Origin of the sequence: Carnobacterium maltaromaticum DSM 20342, from assembly GCF_000744945.1 — a bacterium.
Taxonomy (GTDB): domain Bacteria; phylum Bacillota; class Bacilli; order Lactobacillales; family Carnobacteriaceae; genus Carnobacterium; species Carnobacterium maltaromaticum.
Genome location: NZ_JQMX01000001.1, coordinates 410,311 through 429,973, shown reverse-complemented (window position 1 = coordinate 429,973; position 19,663 = coordinate 410,311). Strand labels below are relative to the sequence as shown.

The window sequence follows — 19,663 nt, the reverse complement described above, 5'->3', positions numbered from 1 at the left end:
TCTATTATTGTATCATAGTTTTACTAGTTTGCGTTTAATAAAATATTTAAGGTATCAATTAGTTCTTCTTTTTTAACTTCAATCGTTTCACTTGTTTTGCGTAATTTAATTTCCACGATACCTTCACTCGCTTTTTTACCAACTGTAATTCGTACTGGTAAACCAATTAAATCAGAATCTGCAAATTTAACACCGACACGCTCGTTACGATCATCCATTAAAACAGATAATCCGGCTTGTTTTAATTCAGTGTATAAATCGTCTGACAAGCTTGTTTGATCTTCTGCCTTCATATTAACAGGAATTAAATGAACTTCATATGGTGCAATGTTACGTGGCCAGTTTACACCACGGTCATCTGCTTGCTGTTCAACAATAGCTGAAAGTAAACGACTAACGCCAATACCGTAACAACCCATAATAACTGGAATAGAACGACCATTTTGATCTAAGATTGTCGCGTTCATTGATTCACTGTAGCGAGTACCTAATTTGAAAATATGTCCAATTTCAATCCCTTTAGTAAACTTAATGACACCTTGTCCATCAGGCGATAATTCCCCTTCTAAAACAAAACGTAAATCAAGATACTCTTCAACTTTTAAATCACGATCTGGATTCACGTTGATGAAATGGAAACCTTCTTCATTTGCGCCACAAACAGCATTTCCTAAATCTTGTACATAACGATCAGCAATCACTTGGATTTCTTCTGGAACATTAATTGGTCCAAGAGAACCAAAACTAGCACCTAACAACTCAGAAGCTTGTTCATCGGTTGCCATTTCTAAGAAGTCTGCATTTAAATGATTTTTCAATTTCACATCATTGATTTCATGATCTCCACGAACAACAACTAAAACAGGTTTTTCATCGGCAATAAATAAAATACTCTTAATCACACGGCTTTCTTCAACTTCTAATAAATTCGCAACTTCTTCGACTGTTTTAACACCTGGAGTTGCAACTTTTTCCAGTTCTTTTTCAATCTCGTGGGATTTTTTGCGCATGTAAAAATTTGTCGCCATTTCTAAGTTTGCTGCATAGTCACTAGCATCAGAATAACAAATTGTATCTTCACCAATATCTGAAATCGCCATAAACTCTTTTGAATCACTACCGCCCATTGCTCCACCGTCACCGATGATGCTACGGAACTCTAAACCACAACGTTCAAAAATGCGATTATATGCTTGTTCAAATTGACGATATCCTACATCTAAACTTTCATCGCTATCGTGGAAAGAATAGGCATCATTCATAATAAATTCGCGACCACGTAATAAACCAAAACGCGGACGTTTTTCATCACGGAATTTTGTTTGAATTTGGTAAAGTGATAATGGCAAACGTTTATATGAATTAATTTCATCACGAATTAAGGTTGTAAAAGCTTCTTCATGAGTTGGCCCTAATAAGAAATCACGTCCATTACGGTCTTTTAAACGCATTAAATTTGGTCCGTATGTTTCGTAACGACCAGATTCTTCCCATAATTCTTTAGGTAGTAATGAAGGCATTAACATTTCAACTGCATCTATTTTTTCAAATTCTTCACGAATAATTGTTTTTAACTTTTCAATTACTAGATTAGCTAATGGTAAATAGCTGTATACGCCACTTGAAATTTGACGGATGTATCCAGCTCTTAATAACATTTGATGACTGATAACCTCAGCATCGTTTGGAACTTCCCTTAATGTTGGGACAAATAATTTTGATTGTTTCATTCTTCTTCTCCTTTATGCACTTCATTCTATCCCTCTATCAGACTTCTCCAAAAGTTTACTCTAAAAGACAAGATAGAATATGTGCGGTTCGACTTTTACATTACTTAATTATAAGCTTTCTAGACTAAAAGAAATAGCGTTGGATATCGTTCCAAGTCACTAAAATCATCAACAACATCATTAAACCAAAACCAACCATTGTAATGATACCTTCTTTATCTGGATCTAAAGGTTTGCGTCTGATGCCTTCTATAATATTTAACAATAACTTTCCACCATCTAAAGCTGGTATGGGAAGTAAATTAACAATACCTAAATTAATACTCAAAACAGCTAGGAAATTAAACACGCCCATAAAACCAATTTGAACGACTTGCTCTGTTGCTGCATAAATCCCTACTGGACCTGAGAACATTCCAATATTAAACCCTTTGGTAAAAATAGAGCCTAAAACTGTTACGATTTGAACCATAATAAACCATGTTTGGGTAAATCCGTATGCAATCTTCGCTCCAAATGAAGTATCAATTGCTGGTCCAATTCCAATCTGACCAATTTTTTTATCTTCAACTTTTACAGATTTAGGTGTTACATTGATTGTTTCTTTTTTGCCAGCTTTTGTTTCAACATCCAATTTAATTTCTTTGGCTGGATGAGCTTGAATCGTTGTTGCTAACATTGTCCAATCTGACATTTTTTTTCCGTCAACTGCTAAAATAGTATCGCCTTGAACAAGTCCAGCTTTAGCCGCTACGCTGTCAGAGGCTATCTCACCTAATTGCGTACTATGACTCACAACCCCGCCTTGCATAAAAGCAATCACGGTAAAGGCTAAAATTGCTAAAATAAAATTATTCATAGGTCCTGCAAAGTTTGTCATCATTCGTTTAGGTAAGCTTGCAGATTGAAATTGAACATCAATCGGAGCAATCTGAACCTCTGTACCGTCTTCTTCAATAATAGTCGCATCATGTAAGACAGGATAGCGAACTAACTCGTCTTCATTTCCTGCTAGATATCCTTCAACGTGTAAATCCTTTTCCAAATCAATTGAAACGACTTCCATTGGAACAGCTTCCATCAATTGGGTTTTCTTAGAGGTATTAATCGTTGTCACAATACCTTCAGAATTAATAATTAAACCAATCGGCATACCGGGTTTAATTTCGGTTTCATCTTCCCCGTAACCAGCCATACGTACATAGCCACCAATTGGTAAAATTCTAATCGTATAGGTTGTTCCATTTTTACGATAAGAAAAAATTTTCGGTCCAAATCCAATCGCGAATTCGCGTACGAGGATTCCCGATTTTTTAGCAAAATAGTAATGTCCGTATTCATGTACGACTACTAAAATACTAAAAACAATCAAAAATGTGATAATCGTTGTTACCATAGAATTCGCTCCTTTATAGCCAACTTGTGACTAATTTTCTTGTTTCTTTGTCAACATTAAGAATGGTTTCCAAATCTGGATTTTTTACATAATTATCCAGTTTAATCGCTTTTTCTACATAGTTCTCAATCTCCAAAAAGGAAATTTGCCCTTTTATAAACGCTGCAACAGCTATTTCATTCGCTGCATTCATCATGGTTGGTGCGGTACCACCCATTTTACCAGTCTCATAGGCTAGGGCTAACAATGGAAAACGTTCAAAATCCATTTCAGCAAAATGTAAAGCGCCAATCTTTGCTAAATCAAAGGGTTTTGGCTGAATCATTGGAATGCGCTTTGGATAAGACAATGCATACTGAATCGGCTCACGCATGTCACTAGCTCCCATTTGGGCCATAACGGCTCCATCGACAAAACTGACCATTGAATGTACAATGCTTTCTTTGTGTAAAACAACTTTAATTTTATCATAAGTCAGACCAAATAACCAATGTGCTTCGATAACTTCCAAACCTTTGTTCATCATTGTCGCAGAATCAATCGTAATTTTCTGACCCATTGCCCAATTTGGATGGTTTAAAGCATCTGATAAAGTTACATTAACTAACTCTTTACGACTTAACTCTCGAAAACTACCACCAGATGCTGTAATAATTAGTTCTTCTACTTCGCTAATATTTTCACCTTGTAGACATTGAAAAATAGCTGAATGTTCACTATCAACAGGCAGTAACTTAACATTTTTTTCTTTCGCTAAATTCATAACCAGAGCACCTGCCATGACTAACGTTTCCTTATTAGCGATGGCGACAGTTTTACCAAGTTCAATAGCTGTCAGTGTTGGCAATAAACCCACACTACCACTTAAGGCTGTTACTACTAATTGAACTTCTGAGTCAGCAACAACTTCTGATAATCCTTCTATACCATAAGTAAAGCGAATTTCGGGAAATTCTAATGAAAGTCCAGCTGCATCCTCTTTCGTAGCTACTGAAACAAGTTTGGGTTGCAGTTTTTGAATCAGCTTGCGCCCTTTTTCCTTATTTTGGTAGAAAGAAAAGGCGACTATTTGAAATTGATCTGGATGGGCAGTAACAACAGCTACTGTGTTTTCACCAACAGACCCTGTTGCACCTAACAAGCATATTTTTTTCATATTAGATTAAAAGTAGCTATCAAAGGCTGACAACTACTTTCCCACTCCCTTTCAACAAATTAAATAAGTGCAACTAAATGAAGCATTGGTAAAACAAATAATAGACTATCAAAGCGGTCTAAAATTCCACCATGTCCGGGTAAAATCTTACCTGAATCCTTAACATCATAATGACGTTTAAAAGCGGACTCCACTAAATCACCTAATTGACCGAAAATAGAAAATAGAACCGTTAAAGCTAACATGATGCCCATTGAGTAATCTTGTGGATAAAATGTTAAATATAGAGCTGCTACTACTAGAGCTGATAAAATACCACCTAATGATCCTTCAATCGTTTTATTCGGACTAATTGCTGGAGCTAATTTATGCTTCCCAATTTTTCTACCAAACATATAGGCGCCGATATCTGTTGCCCAGACAACAAAAAGAATATACATTAACAAATCTAAGCCTGCAGCGCGAGTAGCAATAAAATAATGGAAGCCATATCCAATATACAAAGCACCTAGAATAGCCACACCTGCATCATCAAAAGAAAAGCTATTTTTCGAGAACACAGTACAAACTAATAATAAAATTCCGCAAATATAAAATAAATAAAGCGGGGAATAATTACTTGGTAAAAAACTCAGACGTTCCGTTGGTACTAATAGTAGCAACATACCGATACTAGCTAATAACCCCTCTATTGTAAAAAATGAGTTACCTTTCATTCTAAATAATTCAAACAAGCCTACTAATCCCATCGCAGCTGCCACAATTTCTAAAGTCCATGATCCAATATAAAGAACAGGGATAAAAAATACTAAAGCAACTACTGCTGTAATAACACGTTGTTTCACTTTACGTTCCTCCTTTAATAAAAAGCTCGTTGAATCGATTAGCTCTGACAAGAAAATAGGAAAAATTGATAGGACGTTTTTTGTCCTCTCGAATTTTTATCTTTTTCTCGAAGAGTTGACTCAAAAGAGCTGGCCTTGATAAAAAGCTCGTTGAGTCGGTTAAACCTGGCAGAAAAATAGGAAATTCTAAGAAAAGTGTCTCTTTACTTTTTTAGGAATTTATCTTTTTTCCGAAGGTTTGGCTCAAAAGAGCTAGCCTTGATAAAAAGCTCGTTTAATAATTTCAGTACTAAACAAAATACTAAAGACATTTGATACGAACTTTTCGTCACCTCTAGTCACCTATTTTTTACATCCTATCAAACTCAAAAAATAACCACCTAATAAATTATAAGCCACCGAATCTCCGATGACGAGTTTGATATACTCCGATAGCTGTTTCTAGGACGTCTTCATCAAAGTCTGGCCATAAAACTTTTGAGAAATAGAATTCACTATATGCCACTTGCCATAGTAAAAAATTGCTAATCCGTTCCTCACCACTAGTTCGAACCAATAAATCTGGATCTTGGTAGTCACCCAATGTATGCGTCATTAAGGCCTCTGCATAAACTTCCTCAGTAATTTCATCAAGTTTCAATTGATTATTTTGAACTTTTTCAGCAACTATCTTTGTAGCCTCAAGCATTTCACTACGACTGCCATAATTTAAGGCAAAATTCAAAATCATACCAGTATTGTGCTTCGTATCTTCAATGGCTTTTTCAACTGCTTTTTTTGTATGATCAGGCAATTGATCAACAAATCCCATGACATTCACTTTGACATTTTCTTTAATTAAGTCGGGAACAAATGTATCGAAAAAATCAACAGGCAGCTGCATTAAAAAACTGACTTCATCGGTTGGGCGCTTCCAGTTTTCTGTTGAAAACGCATAGAGCGTTAAAACTTTAACGCCTAGTTTATTTGCATGTTTAGTAATTTTTTTTACTGTATTCATGCCTTCTCGGTGTCCTGCAACTCGTGGCAGGAATTTTTTTTGTGCCCAGCGTCCATTGCCATCCATGATGATAGCAATATGATTGGGGATTACTTCATTTTCTTGAAAAGGATGCGGATTTGTTCCAGCTTGTTGTTTTCCTTTTCGCTTAAATAAATGTTTCAAGTAGTTCCCTCCAATTTCTGTACTCAACTTAATCTATTGTAGCAAAAAGTTAAAGACATTCCTATTAGTTTTGCAAAAAATCCCACATTTTTCACATGATTTATATTTGTTCGTTAAACTTCTTTTCTATTTTAAAGGATATAAGACCGCTTGACTACTTTATTTGTGTTAAATTTTAGTTAATTAGCTCTAATAGCCTATTAAAACTTGCTCATTTGAAAGGGTTATCATTTGACTAGGTTTGGTTGCTTTAGTATGCTTATTTTATCTAATAGAGAAAGAAGGAATCGATATGGATGATTTTACAGAGTTCACAGATAGCGAAACGAAAAAAGTAGCAGCGCTACAAGAAATTGCAGATACCGTTGACCGTCTAGACACTATTTTAGAAGAACTTAAAGGAACAGATAACAAATTAAAAGCTTGGTATGAACAAAAAAAAGCCGTTTATGAAATCAAAAAAATCTTGCATGATGCGACTCATTACGAACGTTACAACAAAGCTGAAGCAGATGAATTTTTAAGCGAATATAATAGCTTTGTTCGTCCAAAACAACCCTAATATTTCAACATAATTTTTTTCAGATTAAAATAAACCAACATTTAAGGACCACAGTCCATCTTTGATGGATGTGTATCTTGGTTCTAAGTTGCTAAAGCAACAATAACCATGAAAAAAAGAGGCTAAGGATCAAAAATCCTTAACCTCTTTTTTAACTGATTGCTCTTATACTTCTAAGAGTTCTTTTTCTTTATCTGCTGCAATCTTATCAAGATTTTTAACACTATCATCTGTCAATTTTTGAGCTTCTGTTTCATAGTTGCGTAATTCATCTTCAGTCATTTCTTTATTTTTCTCTGCTTTTTTCAACTCATCAATTAAATCACGACGAATATTTCGAACAGTTACTTTAGAATTTTCAGCTTCTTTTTTAACTCTTTTCGCTAATTCTTTACGACGCTCTTCTGTTAACATTGGAATCACTAAACGAATCACATTTCCGTCGTTTGTTGGGGTAATTCCAACATCACTTTGCATTAATGCACGTTCGATATCTTGTAAAGAAGTTTTATCAAATGGTGATACCATTAAAACTCGTGCTTCTGGAATCGTGATTGAAGCCAATTGGTTTAATGGAGTTGGTGCTCCATAATACTCTACTTGAATACGATCTAAAATACTTGCATTTGCGCGACCAGCACGGATAGAACCTAATTCACGTTGTAAAGCTTGTTCAGCCTTTGTCATTTTTTCTTTTGCTTCATTTAATAATACTTGACTCATTTTATTTCCCCCTCACTGTTGTACCGATTGTTTCTCCCAGCGCAACACGTTTAATATTGCCCGTTTCATTTAAGTTAAAGACCACCAATGGAATATCATTGTCCATACTTAATGAACTTGCTGTTGTATCCATAACCTGTAACCCTTTATTAATAATTTCTAAATGAGTTAATTCTTCAAATTTAGTAGCTGTAACGTCGACTTTTGGATCTGCTGAATAGACTCCATCAACATTGTTTTTAGCCATCAAAATAACATCCGCATCAATTTCAGCAGCACGCAATGCAGCAGTTGTATCTGTTGAAAAATAAGGATTCCCTGTTCCACCTGCAAAAATAACAACACGCCCTTTTTCTAAATGGCGCATAGCTTTGCGACGAATATAAGGTTCTGCAATTTGACGCATTTCAATAGATGTTTGAACTCGTGTTGGAACACCAACAGTTTCTAAATTATCTTGTAACGCTAAAGCATTCATAACGGTTGCTAGCATTCCCATATAGTCTGCTTGAGCACGATCCATTCCCATTTGAGAACCAACTTGTCCACGCCAAATATTTCCACCACCAACAACAATAGCGATTTCAACACCAAGATCATGCACTTCTTTAATTTCTTTCGCAATCTCTCTAATTGTTGGCGGTTTAATACCGAATCCTTCTTCTCCAGCTAAAGCTTCTCCGCTTATTTTTAAGACAATACGTTTGTATTTTGGTTTGTTCATGTTAGCTTCCCTCCATTGGCTTCATTACTCTTCTATTTTAACATAATTGCAAGAAAAAAGGGAGCGCTCAATACGATGCGTTCCCTTTCTCATTAAAGTCTCAGGTTTGATTATTTATTTACTTGACTCATAACTTCTTCAACAAAGTTATCTTCGCGTTTTTCAATTCCGTCTCCAACTTCAAAGCGGACAAATGTTTTCACAGATGCGCCTTTAGATGCTAAGAATTGTCCAACAGTTTGGTCTGGATCTTTAACGAATGGTTGATCAACTAAACTGATTTCAGCTAAATATTTGTTCAAACGACCTTGAATCATTTTTTCAACGATATTAGCTGGTTTTCCTTCGTTTAATGCTTGTTCAGTTAGAATTTTTGTTTCATGAGCAATTTCATCTTGTGAAACTTGGTCACGTGAAACATATTTAGGATTGATTGCAGCAATGTGCATAGCAACATCTTTAGCAATTTCTTCATCAGTTGTTCCTTCGATTAAAGTTAAAACAGCAATACGTCCACCCATATGCAAGTATGCACCAAAAGCAGAGTTGTCATCTTTAGTTAAACGTTCGAAACGACGGAAGCTGATTTTTTCACCAATTACAGTCGTTGCTTCCATGATTTCAGAGCTAATTGTACCACTAGCAGTTTTGATTTCTAAAGCTTCTTCAAGAGTTGCTGGATTTGCTTCAGCTACTTGGCGAGTTACTTCTGCAACTAATGTTTGGAATTGATCATTTTTAGAAACGAAATCTGTTTCTGAATTAATTTCTACGATTGCAGCAGTATTTCCTTCAACAAAAACACTTGCTAAACCTTCAGCAGCTACACGGTCTGCTTTTTTAGCAGCTTTTGCCATTCCGTTTTCTCTCAAATGGTCAACGGCTTTATCAATGTCACCTTCTACGGCTACTAATGCTCTTTTCGCATCCATCATTCCAACACCGGTCATATCACGTAATTTTTTAACTAAAGCTGCAGTTACTTGTGTCATTTTTATATTTCCTCCTAATAGATAATGTTTGATTTTCAATTTATTTATAGAAAACTCCATAAATAAAAATTAGGCTATCTCTAAAAGAGAAATGATGCCGCTTCGTAAAAAGTCGCTCTCACTTCTCTCTTTACTCGAGACAGCCTAAAAGTTTTATATTGGTTGATTATTCAGCGTTGTCGCCTTCAACTACTTCAACGATTTCTTCGATTGATGCAGTTTCAGTACCTTCTTCTGCTACAACTTCAGCAACAAAAGTTTCTTCAACAACTTCATCTTCACCTTGACGACCTTCAATCATTGCATCAGCCATTTTAGCTGTCAATAATTTAACAGCACGAATTGCATCGTCATTCGCTGGAATAACTACGTCAATCTCGTCTGGATCACAGTTAGTATCAACGATACCTACGATAGGAATGTTTAATTTGTGAGCTTCTTGAACAGCAATACGTTCTTTACGAGGGTCAACAATAAACATTACATCTGGGATTCTAGGCATATCTTCGATACCGCCTAAGAATTTTTGTAAACGTTCGCGTTGTTTAACTAAGATTCCAACTTCTTTCTTTGGAAGAACTTCGAAAGTTCCGTCTTCTTCCATTTTGTTGATCTCTTTCAAACGTTTGATACGTTTTTGGATTGTATCCCAGTTAGTTAAAGTTCCACCTAACCAACGGTGATTTACAAAGTATTGACCTGAACGAATTGCTTCGTCTTTAACAGCTTCTTGAGCTTGTTTTTTAGTTCCTACGAATAGCGCGATTCCGCCATTTTCAGCAACATCTTTCATGTAGTTGTAAGCTTCGTCTACTAATTTAACTGTTTTTTGCAAGTCAATAATGTAGATTCCGTTTCTTTCTGTAAAGATGTAGCGTTTCATTTTAGGGTTCCAACGACGTGTTTGGTGACCGAAATGAACACCTGCTTCTAGCAATTGTTTCATTGAGATTACTGCCATGATGATTTTCCTCCAATATGGTTTTTTATTTTCCTCCCTCGAATTCAACTGTAAGGAGACTTGAGTTGCTCAAGCACCATTCCTTTACATCCTTCAAGGTGTGAAATTAGTTGGTTTTTACACCGTTTATAATTTTACTACACAGACGAATACTTTGCAAGAGTTTTCTTATATCTAGCACTTTTGATAACACTTATGGCTCAACAAGTCTTTCAATGGGATACGTCCAAATAATAAATCTCTTCCCCATTTTCATCAACTTTAGTTGTAGTGATAAATCCGTACGCTTCATAAAATTTTCTAGCGTTTTGATTTTCAGGATAGAAACTTAAAAGGATTTGCTTCAGTTCATATTCTGTTGGTAAATATTGACAAATTTTTTCTAAAAATAGTTTACCAAGGCCATGGCTTTGATTGGCTTCACCAATCATAAAACGATCTAACCAAATTGAGCGGTTAGTTGAATCATAACAACCATACATAGCAAAACCCACTAATTGATTTTCACTATATAAACCTACTGGAACCCAATCTTCTCCTTCAAATACAGCTTCTAAAAGGGACTCAGCATTGCTTTCAATAAAATTTTCTTGCCCCTTAGCTACCTTGAGTTGAACAATTTCTCGCCAATTTTCTTTTGTAACCCTTCTTATTTCTGTTTTCATTATATCCCTCTTCTATTGATTAATTTATCAATCGTAACTTTAACATAACCAAGCTAAAATTTAATTAAAAAATGAGGATATGACTTTTTTAAAGTTGACTATTTTTATTTTTAGTCACATTTAACTGACTAATTTCTATTATCGTTGCTGTGGCTTTTTCCATGCTTTCAACACTAATAAATTCATAGCGACCATGAAAATTTTCTCCACCTGTAAATAAGTTAGGGCATGGTAACCCTAAATAAGAAATTTTAGAACCATCTGTTCCGCCTCTGAAAGGTTCCACAATGGCTTTAATACCAATATTTTTCATCGCCTCAATTGCCAATTGAATAATTTCAGGTTTTTTTTGAATTATTTCACCCATATTATAATATTGATCTTTCAAAACTAAGCTGATAGCTTCATAACCTAAATCTAGATTCATTCTATCGACTAAGTTTTCAAAAAATTGTTTACGTTCACTAAATTTTTGCTGATCATGATCACGAATAATATACGTTAACTGAGCATCTTCTACATCTCCACTCAAGTTATTTAGTAAATAAAAACCTTCATAACCCGCTGTTCTTTCAGGAACTTCATTTTGTGGCAATGCCGCATCAAACTCTAAAGCTATTTTCAATGCATTAATCAACGTATTTTTAGCAACACCTGGGTGTACACTCTTTCCTTTAATTACAATTTTAGCCTCAGCGGCATTAAAGGTTTCATACTCTAAACGTCCGACCGTGCCACTATCAATTGTATAAGCAAAATCCGCACCGAAATTAACTACATCAAATAAGTCTGCTCCCCTGCCTATTTCTTCATCGGGACCAAACGCAACCTTAATCATTCCATGCTCAATTTCCGGATTTTGAATAAAGTAATCTATTGCTGTCACAATCTCAGCTATTCCAGCTTTATCATCTGCTCCTAAAAGAGTGGTGCCGTCTGTCGTAATTAACGTTTCCCCAATATAATTTTTTAAATTTGGAAAATCAGTGGGCTTCAATTTAATATCCAAATCTGAATGGAGTACTAGCTCTTTCCCATCGTAATTAGGATGTATTTGTGGCTGAATATTTACTGCATTAAAATCGGCTGTATCAATATGGGCAATAAAACCAATAGTTGGTACTTTATAGCTAGTTGTACTAGGTAAAGTTGCTGTTACAAAGCCATTTTTAACATTCAACTGAACATCTCTCAAACCTAAATTCGTTAATTCTACAACTAAATCTTTAGCAAAATCTGTTTGTGATGTTGTTGTAGGGACTGTCGAACTTGTTGGATCTGAACGGGTTTCTTTTTTTACATAGGTCATAAAACGTTGAACCAAATCGGGATACATATACTTCCTCATTTCTCGCTATTGCGCTCTCATTTGTTTTTCACTTTTAATTAGTATACCTAAAAAAGACTCATGAATCCATTCTATTTAGTTGCTTTAAATCATTTTAAAATTGTCTATTGACAAGCACCTAAAGAATTTGTTATGATTCATCCATAGATTAGAAATAGATGTTTTTTTAATGAGAAAAAAATGAATAACTAACAACTTTGAGAAGGAAAGTAGATATAAATAAGCTTTTAGAGAGCCCTCATTTGCTGAAAAAGGGCAGCTGATGTTTTATCGAAAATGGCCTTTGAGTTTAACAATCGAACAGCTTTGGCCTTTAGATTGTTACAGGTGCACCTGTTATCGTGCAACAGTTTAACGAATCGAATTTGATTCAAGAACTGTTTGAGATAGGAATCTTGAGATTCTTATAAATTAAGGTGGTAACACGACGTTTAAACGCTCGTCCTTTCTAGTTTTTTAACTAGTTATGGATGGCGTTTTTTTATATACTCGATTCTTTCTCATTCAAGATAGCTTCATTCGTCATTAAAAAAATAAATTTTACTATAAAGGGGATTGGGAGAAAATGAAAAAATGGAAACTAGGTTTAAGTTTGGTTATAACTGCTAGCATCTTAGCAGCATGTGGGGGATCTAACGGTAAAGATACAGCTGCAACGAAAGAATCAGATACAAATAAATCAGCAAATGTGGCACAAGTTCTGCGTGCTAGCGTACCGGCAGAGATTACTACATTAGATACAACTAAAGCTACAGATCGAAATACTTTTACAGTTATCGAACAAATTTTTGAAGGCTTGTATCGCTTTAACGGTGATAATGAACTTGAATTGGCCTTAGCAAAAGAGCCGGCAAAAATTAGTGACGATGGGTTAACTTATACATTTAAATTGAAAGAAGATGCAAAGTGGTCCAATGGGGAACCTGTTACTGCCAATGATTTCGTCTATGCTTGGAGCAAGATTGTAAATCCTGCTAGTGCTGCACCAAATGCCTACTTATTTGCTAATATAAAAAATGCAAAAGCCATTACAGCTGGTGAAAAAGAATTAGCTGAATTAGGCGTTAAAGCTACTTCAGACTATGAGCTAGAGGTGAATTTAGAATTGCCACAACCCTCTTTTCTTAGTTTAGTGGCCATTGGGTGGTTCTATCCGCAAAACCAAAAATTTGTTGAAGAACAAGGTGAGGGCTACGCTATGGATACAAGCAAGATTTTGTATAACGGACCTTTTACTTTAACAGATTGGAAAGATGGCGCTACAAATTGGAGCTATGAAAAAAATAAAAGCTATCATGATCAAAAAAATGTTTCTTTAGATAAAGTTGATATCTCTGTAGTTAAAGAAACTTCAACTGGTGTTCAACTTTATGAAGCCAATGAATTAGATGTAACAACATTAGTTGGCGACTATGCTAAAGAAAATGAAGACAACCCTGATTTAGTACGAAAACAAGAATTGGCTTTGCAATATCTGAGCTATAATACAGTTGAAGGCAGCCCACTAGCAAATACTCATTTAAGAAAAGCACTCTCTCTTGCAATTGATCGTTCTGCTATTACAGATAACATCGTAGCCAACGGTTCAGATCCATTGGGTGGACTGATTCCAACTAAGTTAGCTAAGAACCCTGAATCTGGCGAAGATTTCCGAAAAGAAAATGGTTCATTTTTAGATTATGACCTAAAAGAAGCTAAAAAAGAATGGGATTTAGCTAAAAAAGATGTTGGAGAACAGTTAGAATTGGAATTAGTAACTTCAGATGATGCGATGGAGAAAAAATTAGGCGAGTATATCCAAAGTACAATTAGTGAAAACCTTAAAGGAATTACAATTAAAATTCGTAGTGTACCAAAAAATGTAGCCTTAGAAGAACGTCGTGCAGGTAATTTTGATTTAGCAACTGCGGGTTGGATTGCTGGTGATATTGATCCCACTGGATTTTTCGTTTTATTTGAAACCGATGGTGCCTATAACTATGGAAAATATAAAAATGATAAATTCCAACAATTAATTACTGATTCTAAAACAATTGATGCTAATAATCCTGAAAAACGGTATGAAAAATTCTTAGCTGCTGAGAAAATTTTATTTGAAGACGCGGCATTTGAACCCTTATATCAAAGAACTACCAATTATTTACAACGCTCAACAGTTAAAGGATTAGAAAGTCATCTGTTAGGTTCCGACTTCACCTTTAGAAACGTAACGATTTCAAAATAAAGATTTATTAATTGAAAAATCAGCTCTAATCGTATTTTACATGAAATGCAGTTAGAGCTGATTTTATCTTTTCCTCGACCATTTAGGCGCTTTTGCCATTTAAAAAATAGACTTTCTAATTTTTCAAGAAATATTTCATGAAAATATACATAGAACTACTAAGAACGCCTTTTTAAATAAGAAGCTTTTTGCTATACTAGAAATTGTGTGAAAAAAGTAACTTGATGGAAGGATTTGTCCGATTTTGATTAATGCAATTGTTTTTGATGTTGATGATACATTATATGACCAACAAGCACCTTTTAAAAATGCTATTGCCAATTGTTTCCCTGCATACTTTAGTTCTTTAGATTTAACCAGAGCTTATCTCCGCTTTCGTTACCATAGTGATGAGACTTTCTGCAAGTATATTTCTGGAGAATGGACTTTAGACTATATGCGTTTTTACCGAATTCGCGAAGTATTAAAAGAACAAGGTTACTCACTAACTGAGGATCAGGGACTACTCTTTCAAGAAAACTATGAAACGGAACTGAACTCCATCCAATTATTACCTGAAGCTAAAGAATTGCTAAATGCGTTAGCTTCAAAAAGTGATATTCAAATTGGGATTATTACCAATGGCCCTACTGATCATCAATCTAAGAAGATTCAACAACTACAACTAGAACGATGGATTCCAGCAGAAAAAATGATTATTTCAGAGAGTTCAGGATTTGCAAAGCCTGATCGACGTATCTTTGATTTGGCCGCTAGACAATTTAAATTTGAGCCTAGCACTACTCTCTACATTGGCGATAATTATGATAATGATGTTAATGGAGCCAAGGAAGCTGGTTGGCAAGCTTTCTGGTTCAATCATCGGAAACGTGAAAAACCTGTTAGTCTATGGTCTTGTGATGAAGAAATTACTGAATTTCATGAATTCCCCTCAAAAGTATTGAGTTTACTTGATTAATCAGAGTAAAAAAACAAGGAATGCGGCAGTTTAACTGTCCACATTCCTTTTTTTTATATACTCCATTTTTCTAACTTTTGTTTAACAATGCTAGGTGTATTTGAACTTAGTAAAAACTGCTGATAAAAACGACGTGTATTGTAGTAGTTATTTTGATGGATTAATTCTTGCTTGCTTTTATTTTTTTCAATCTCTATTTGTTGCTTCTCAATTAAACAAATAATACTGACTGAAAAATCTGGTTGTTTTTTTAAGATTGTTAACAAGCTTTGTATCAATCGTTCTTCCTCACCAAAACTAAACATCTTGCCAAAGTTCGTGACTTTCCGAAAAATTGTCACTGTTAATAGACTTAAATCACTAGACTCTAGATATGGATGCTTGGCTAGTTCATTAGCCAGATCACCCGCATGAGCAAAAGCATGAGCCCAACCTTTCCCATCGATAAAACCGCGGTTATCATTTTCTAAAGTTAAGTAGCAACACAAATTCAACGCAATCTCTGACAATTCTTTGGTAGACATAAAGTGCTCTTTTGTCCGGTCATACTCCACAATAACGGCTAAATACAAATTACTAAATGAACGCCAAAAGATATCATCTGTTTCATCCTCTTGCATTCCTTTAAATAAATAATTTTTTGACAAAAGCTGGTTTTTCATTGTACGTAATTGCACTGTGTTTAAACAATTCTTTTCAACTAATAAAGCAACTAAGGTATATAAACCTTCATCACGCAAACTAGCATCACTATCCCCTAAATGAGCCATTAATAAAGAAATGTCATGATCATCCATTTTAAATTGCTCAACTGTTTCAACCTTTTGAAGTAAATCAGTAATGAATTTTTCTATAACAATCACCCCACTTTTTTCAATAAATATGGTCACTGATGACTCTTAAACCCCAATATTTAAAATCTCACGAATATCAGATTCGGTTAATTGAGTCAATTGTTTCGTATCTGTTGCTTCAGATGTAATCACTTGATCAAATAAAGCCTTCTTTTCTTGTTGCAATTGGCTAATCTTCTCTTCAATTGTACCTTCCGCAATTAAGCGCCAGACTTGAACCACTTTCTTCTGACCTAGACGATGTGCTCTACCAGCGGCCTGTTCTTCAACGGCTGGATTCCACCATAAGTCATAAAGAATAACGGTATCTGCTCCAGTTAAATTCAAGCCAGTACCTCCGGCTTTTAGTGAAATCAAGAATACTTCTTTTTCACCTGCATTAAATCGATCAACCATCTCGATCCGTTCTTTAGGTTTCGTTTGACCGCTTAAGTAGAAGGTCTCAATTCCTTCTTGAGCCAGTTCTTCTTCAATAATAGACAGCATTGATGTAAATTGAGAAAAGAGCAAGACACGCTGTCCATTTTCTTTGGCCGTTTGTAGCAATTCTTTCAATTGCTCAAGTTTACCAGAGTCTCCTGTATAATTATCAACAAATAAGCGGGGGTCACAACAAATTTGGCGCAATCTAGTTAAGCCTGCTAAAATTTCAATTCGATTGCGCTTAAAGTCATCACCGCTCATACTTCTGACACTATCTTGAATTCGTTGTAGATAAGCTAAATAAACCGTTTTTTGTTCTTTCGTCATCGAGCTATATAAATCTGTTTCAATTTTATCTGGTAACTCTTTAAGCACGTCTTTTTTGATACGTCTTAAAACAAAAGGTTGAATCATTCGTGCAATTTGCGGATACGGCATCGTTTTAAATTGTTTCATTGGCGGGAAAAACCCTGGCATAATTAGTTGGAATATCGCCCATAATTCTTCAATTTTATTCTCAATAGGTGTTCCACTAAGGGCAAAACGTTTACGAATTGTTAACTCTCGCAATGCTTGTGCTGTTTTCGTATGGTAATTTTTCACCATTTGCGATTCATCTAAAACTAATGTACTGAATTTTTTCTTTTTATAAAATTCTACATCCTGTCTAAAACTAGGATAAGATGTAATTAGAATTTGATTTGGTCCAACTTCTTCAATCCGTTTTTGACGCTCTTCTGCTGTGCCCGAAACGACAAAGCTTTCTAAACTAGGAGCAAATTTTTTGATTTCATGATGCCAGTTATAGGTTAGTGAAGCTGGAGAAACAATTAAGAATGGCTCGTTTTTTCCATAATCCTCAATTTCAGATAAAATAAATGTAATCACTTGAATTGTTTTCCCTAATCCCATGTCATCTGCTAAAATCCCACCAAAGCCGTATTTAGCTAACATTTTTAGCCATTTAAATCCTGTTATTTGGTAAGGTCGTAATTCAGCTTCTAGATTTTTAGGAACTTCCGCCTCAAAGTGAGCAGGGTCATTTAAATCTTCAATTAGATTTTTAAATTTTCTTGAAAGCTTTCGTTTATTGCTTTCTTCTATACCAATTGTCTCTTGTACTTCAAGTCCACGATAACTTGGTAATGTGATTTTTCCATTTTGAAAATCCTTTGTAATGCGTAATTCGGCTAAAACATCACTAACATGCTTAAATGCATCTGTTTCTAATGAAAGCAATACACCATTGTCCAATTTGTGAAAAGAACGTTTTTCAACTAAGCTTTTCAACACTTGATCAACTTCGTCTGGAGTGATACCTTTGATATCAAATCTAACATCTAAAAGTGAACCTTCATTTTGAACATCAATTGACGTTTCTGGATCAATTTGATCTAAAAACATACTATCTAATAAATCATCTACATAAACTTCTGCATCCATTTCCAAAAAAGGTATTTCTTTGGTAAATAATGTATAAAAGTCATCATCTCTAACCATGCGTTTCGCATAACTTGTTTCATCACGATGATAGTCAAATTGTTTAAATGAATTTAAAATTTTCAACTCTTGTTGGCTATCTCGAATCACTTGAACACCTGAATCGCCTAGTTGATTGTTTTTTTCATCTGTTGATAATACTAAGTTTTTATAGCTGAAATCAACAACTGCATGAACTGCATCTTGGTGATAGGTAAAATAAATTTTTGTTTTTAAAGGTTCTTGAATAAAGGTATCTTGAATAGCTTCATCAATTGAAACTTCACCAATTTTTGCTAGTAACGGCAGTACATAGGCTGTGAAATCAGGCATATTAATTGGATCAATGACCACTTCTTTCCCATCATATCGCTGTAAAAAATTTTGCAAAGGTTGATATGCTCTCAATTGTTCTTTTGAGGGTTGAAAAATGGCATGCTTCGCAATAAACCAATGATAAGCTTTTAATCTCGCATCCGTTTGGTTATTAATATATAATGAAATCTTTTGGTTTTGCTGAAATAGTTCGAATGAGATTGGCAATTGATTGGGCACAAAAATCATACGTTTATGTTTGTTTTCGCCAACAAAAAATTGTAGCTTACCATTTTCTTGAATCAATTGAATGGTTTCTTCTGCTAAAATTGGGGAAATAACTAAATAACGTTTATTGCTATAAATTGATTTTGGTTCTTTACTGCCGACACCCATCATTTCATTAGAAGCTGCTTGTTGTCCTAAAAAATCTAAAATCAAGCTATCTTCAGCTGTAATTTTGATTTGCTTAAAATCTAATGTCTGATTTGTATTTAAGTCAAAAGTTCCTTGATTGTGATAGCTTTCAAAAAAACTGGCGACATCTTTAACAATATATAATTTATCTAAGCCTGCTCTTAAACTTAAAGCAAGGACTTCATCATTATTTCTAATTAATGAATTGCTCGTTGATTTTATCTCAACTTTATATTCCATCATTAATTCAAGCTTATCCTCAACTTCTAAAAAAATCTCACGGTTTTCTTTCAAAAAAACACGAGTGAAGGATTCTGTTAGTTCTTGTCCTGGATCAGGTAAGACAGCAGTCATTTTCTCAGCATTTTCAGCTGTCATCACACGACTAACACCTTGTTCTTTTAGTGCTAATTCCACTGCAACTGTATGCTTACAGTACCCATGGTCTTTCCAATAAGGGCATTCGCAAAAATCTGATTCTCTTGTTGTTCCATCTAGCTCTACATGATAGATTTCGCTGCCCATTACTTCCGCAGTCCAAATTTTCTTTTCTAAAAAAGGTGTAATAACAAGAACCCTTTTTTCGGCTACGTATATTCTGGCGCGATCAATAACTTTTTCAGGTATGCTCCACTTCATTCAAAATTCTCCCACTTTCTTCCAACAATCCATCAAATTCTCAGCTTATTTTTATTTTATCTATCTCACCATTGTACGCTATTCTTG

General features: G+C 34.8%; 16 protein-coding genes and 1 other annotated feature. Of the genes, 3 read left to right on the top strand and 13 right to left on the bottom strand.

All coding sequences use genetic code 11. The features are described from left to right. Positions 1–23 precede the first annotated feature (23 nt). The 5 genes from BR77_RS02015 to BR77_RS01995 form a co-directional block, all read right to left on the bottom strand. Positions 24–1,730, bottom strand: coding sequence for a proline--tRNA ligase (locus BR77_RS02015; RefSeq protein WP_010053082.1), 1,707 nt, complete (start codon positions 1,728–1,730; stop codon positions 24–26). A 124-nt stretch (positions 1,731–1,854) separates the two neighbouring features. Further along, positions 1,855–3,126, bottom strand: coding sequence for an RIP metalloprotease RseP (gene rseP, locus BR77_RS02010; RefSeq protein WP_010053081.1), 1,272 nt, complete (start codon positions 3,124–3,126; stop codon positions 1,855–1,857). A gap of 13 nt (positions 3,127–3,139) precedes the next feature. Then, positions 3,140–4,282, bottom strand: coding sequence for a 1-deoxy-D-xylulose-5-phosphate reductoisomerase (locus tag BR77_RS02005; protein ID WP_016356470.1), 1,143 nt, complete (start codon positions 4,280–4,282; stop codon positions 3,140–3,142). Positions 4,283–4,341: 59 nt separating this feature from the next. Then, positions 4,342–5,127, bottom strand: a complete 786-nt coding sequence (locus BR77_RS02000) for a phosphatidate cytidylyltransferase (RefSeq protein ID WP_010053078.1) — start codon at positions 5,125–5,127, stop codon at positions 4,342–4,344. Positions 5,128–5,515: 388 nt separating this feature from the next. Next, positions 5,516–6,292: an isoprenyl transferase gene (locus BR77_RS01995; protein ID WP_010053077.1), complete on the bottom strand. Its 777-nt coding sequence runs from the start codon at positions 6,290–6,292 to the stop codon at positions 5,516–5,518. Positions 6,293–6,584: 292 nt separating this feature from the next. Between BR77_RS01995 and BR77_RS01990 the strand changes: the two genes are divergently transcribed. Next, a complete protein-coding gene (locus tag BR77_RS01990) occupies positions 6,585–6,854 on the top strand; it encodes a hypothetical protein (protein WP_010053076.1) in 270 nt (89 codons plus the stop codon). 165 nt (positions 6,855–7,019) lie between these two features. On the opposite strand, the gene frr is transcribed toward BR77_RS01990, so the two are convergent. The 6 genes from frr to pepT form a co-directional block, all read right to left on the bottom strand. Further along, positions 7,020–7,577 carry a ribosome recycling factor gene (gene frr / locus BR77_RS01985; RefSeq protein ID WP_010053074.1) on the bottom strand — a complete coding sequence of 186 codons (558 nt, stop codon included), beginning with the start codon at positions 7,575–7,577 and terminating at the stop codon, positions 7,020–7,022. Between the two features lies 1 nt (position 7,578). Beyond that, a complete protein-coding gene (gene pyrH / locus BR77_RS01980; protein WP_010053072.1) occupies positions 7,579–8,301 on the bottom strand; it encodes a UMP kinase in 723 nt (240 codons plus the stop codon). Between the two features lie 110 nt (positions 8,302–8,411). Continuing rightward, the gene (tsf, locus tag BR77_RS01975) at positions 8,412–9,293 is read right to left on the bottom strand and encodes a translation elongation factor Ts (protein ID WP_010053071.1); all 882 of its coding nucleotides are present in this window, start codon (positions 9,291–9,293) and stop codon (positions 8,412–8,414) included. A gap of 166 nt (positions 9,294–9,459) precedes the next feature. Then, on the bottom strand, positions 9,460–10,254 hold the full coding sequence (gene rpsB / locus BR77_RS01970) for a 30S ribosomal protein S2 (protein ID WP_010053070.1): 795 nt from the start codon (positions 10,252–10,254) through the stop codon (positions 9,460–9,462). 212 nt (positions 10,255–10,466) lie between these two features. Continuing rightward, on the bottom strand, positions 10,467–10,919 hold the full coding sequence (locus tag BR77_RS01965; RefSeq protein ID WP_015076588.1) for a GNAT family N-acetyltransferase: 453 nt from the start codon (positions 10,917–10,919) through the stop codon (positions 10,467–10,469). Positions 10,920–11,007: 88 nt separating this feature from the next. Continuing rightward, entirely contained in the window at positions 11,008–12,255 is a 1,248-nt protein-coding gene (pepT, locus tag BR77_RS01960; protein WP_015076589.1) for a peptidase T, read from the bottom strand. A gap of 200 nt (positions 12,256–12,455) precedes the next feature. Next, positions 12,456–12,717, top strand: a binding site (T-box leader). A 115-nt stretch (positions 12,718–12,832) separates the two neighbouring features. Between pepT and BR77_RS01955 the strand changes: the two genes are divergently transcribed. Together BR77_RS01955 and BR77_RS01950 are read left to right on the top strand one after the other, a co-directional pair. Next, the gene (locus BR77_RS01955) at positions 12,833–14,491 is read left to right on the top strand and encodes a peptide ABC transporter substrate-binding protein (protein WP_010053064.1); all 1,659 of its coding nucleotides are present in this window, start codon (positions 12,833–12,835) and stop codon (positions 14,489–14,491) included. Between the two features lie 244 nt (positions 14,492–14,735). Beyond that, positions 14,736–15,449, top strand: coding sequence for an HAD family hydrolase (locus BR77_RS01950; protein WP_015076590.1), 714 nt, complete (start codon positions 14,736–14,738; stop codon positions 15,447–15,449). 53 nt (positions 15,450–15,502) lie between these two features. Here BR77_RS01950 and BR77_RS01945 read toward each other — a convergent pair whose 3' ends face one another. Then, positions 15,503–16,339, bottom strand: a complete 837-nt coding sequence (locus BR77_RS01945; RefSeq protein ID WP_015076591.1) for a DUF2785 domain-containing protein — start codon at positions 16,337–16,339, stop codon at positions 15,503–15,505. A 9-nt stretch (positions 16,340–16,348) separates the two neighbouring features. Continuing rightward, positions 16,349–19,576: a DEAD/DEAH box helicase gene (locus BR77_RS01940; RefSeq protein ID WP_035063780.1), complete on the bottom strand. Its 3,228-nt coding sequence runs from the start codon at positions 19,574–19,576 to the stop codon at positions 16,349–16,351. Positions 19,577–19,663 lie beyond the last annotated feature (87 nt).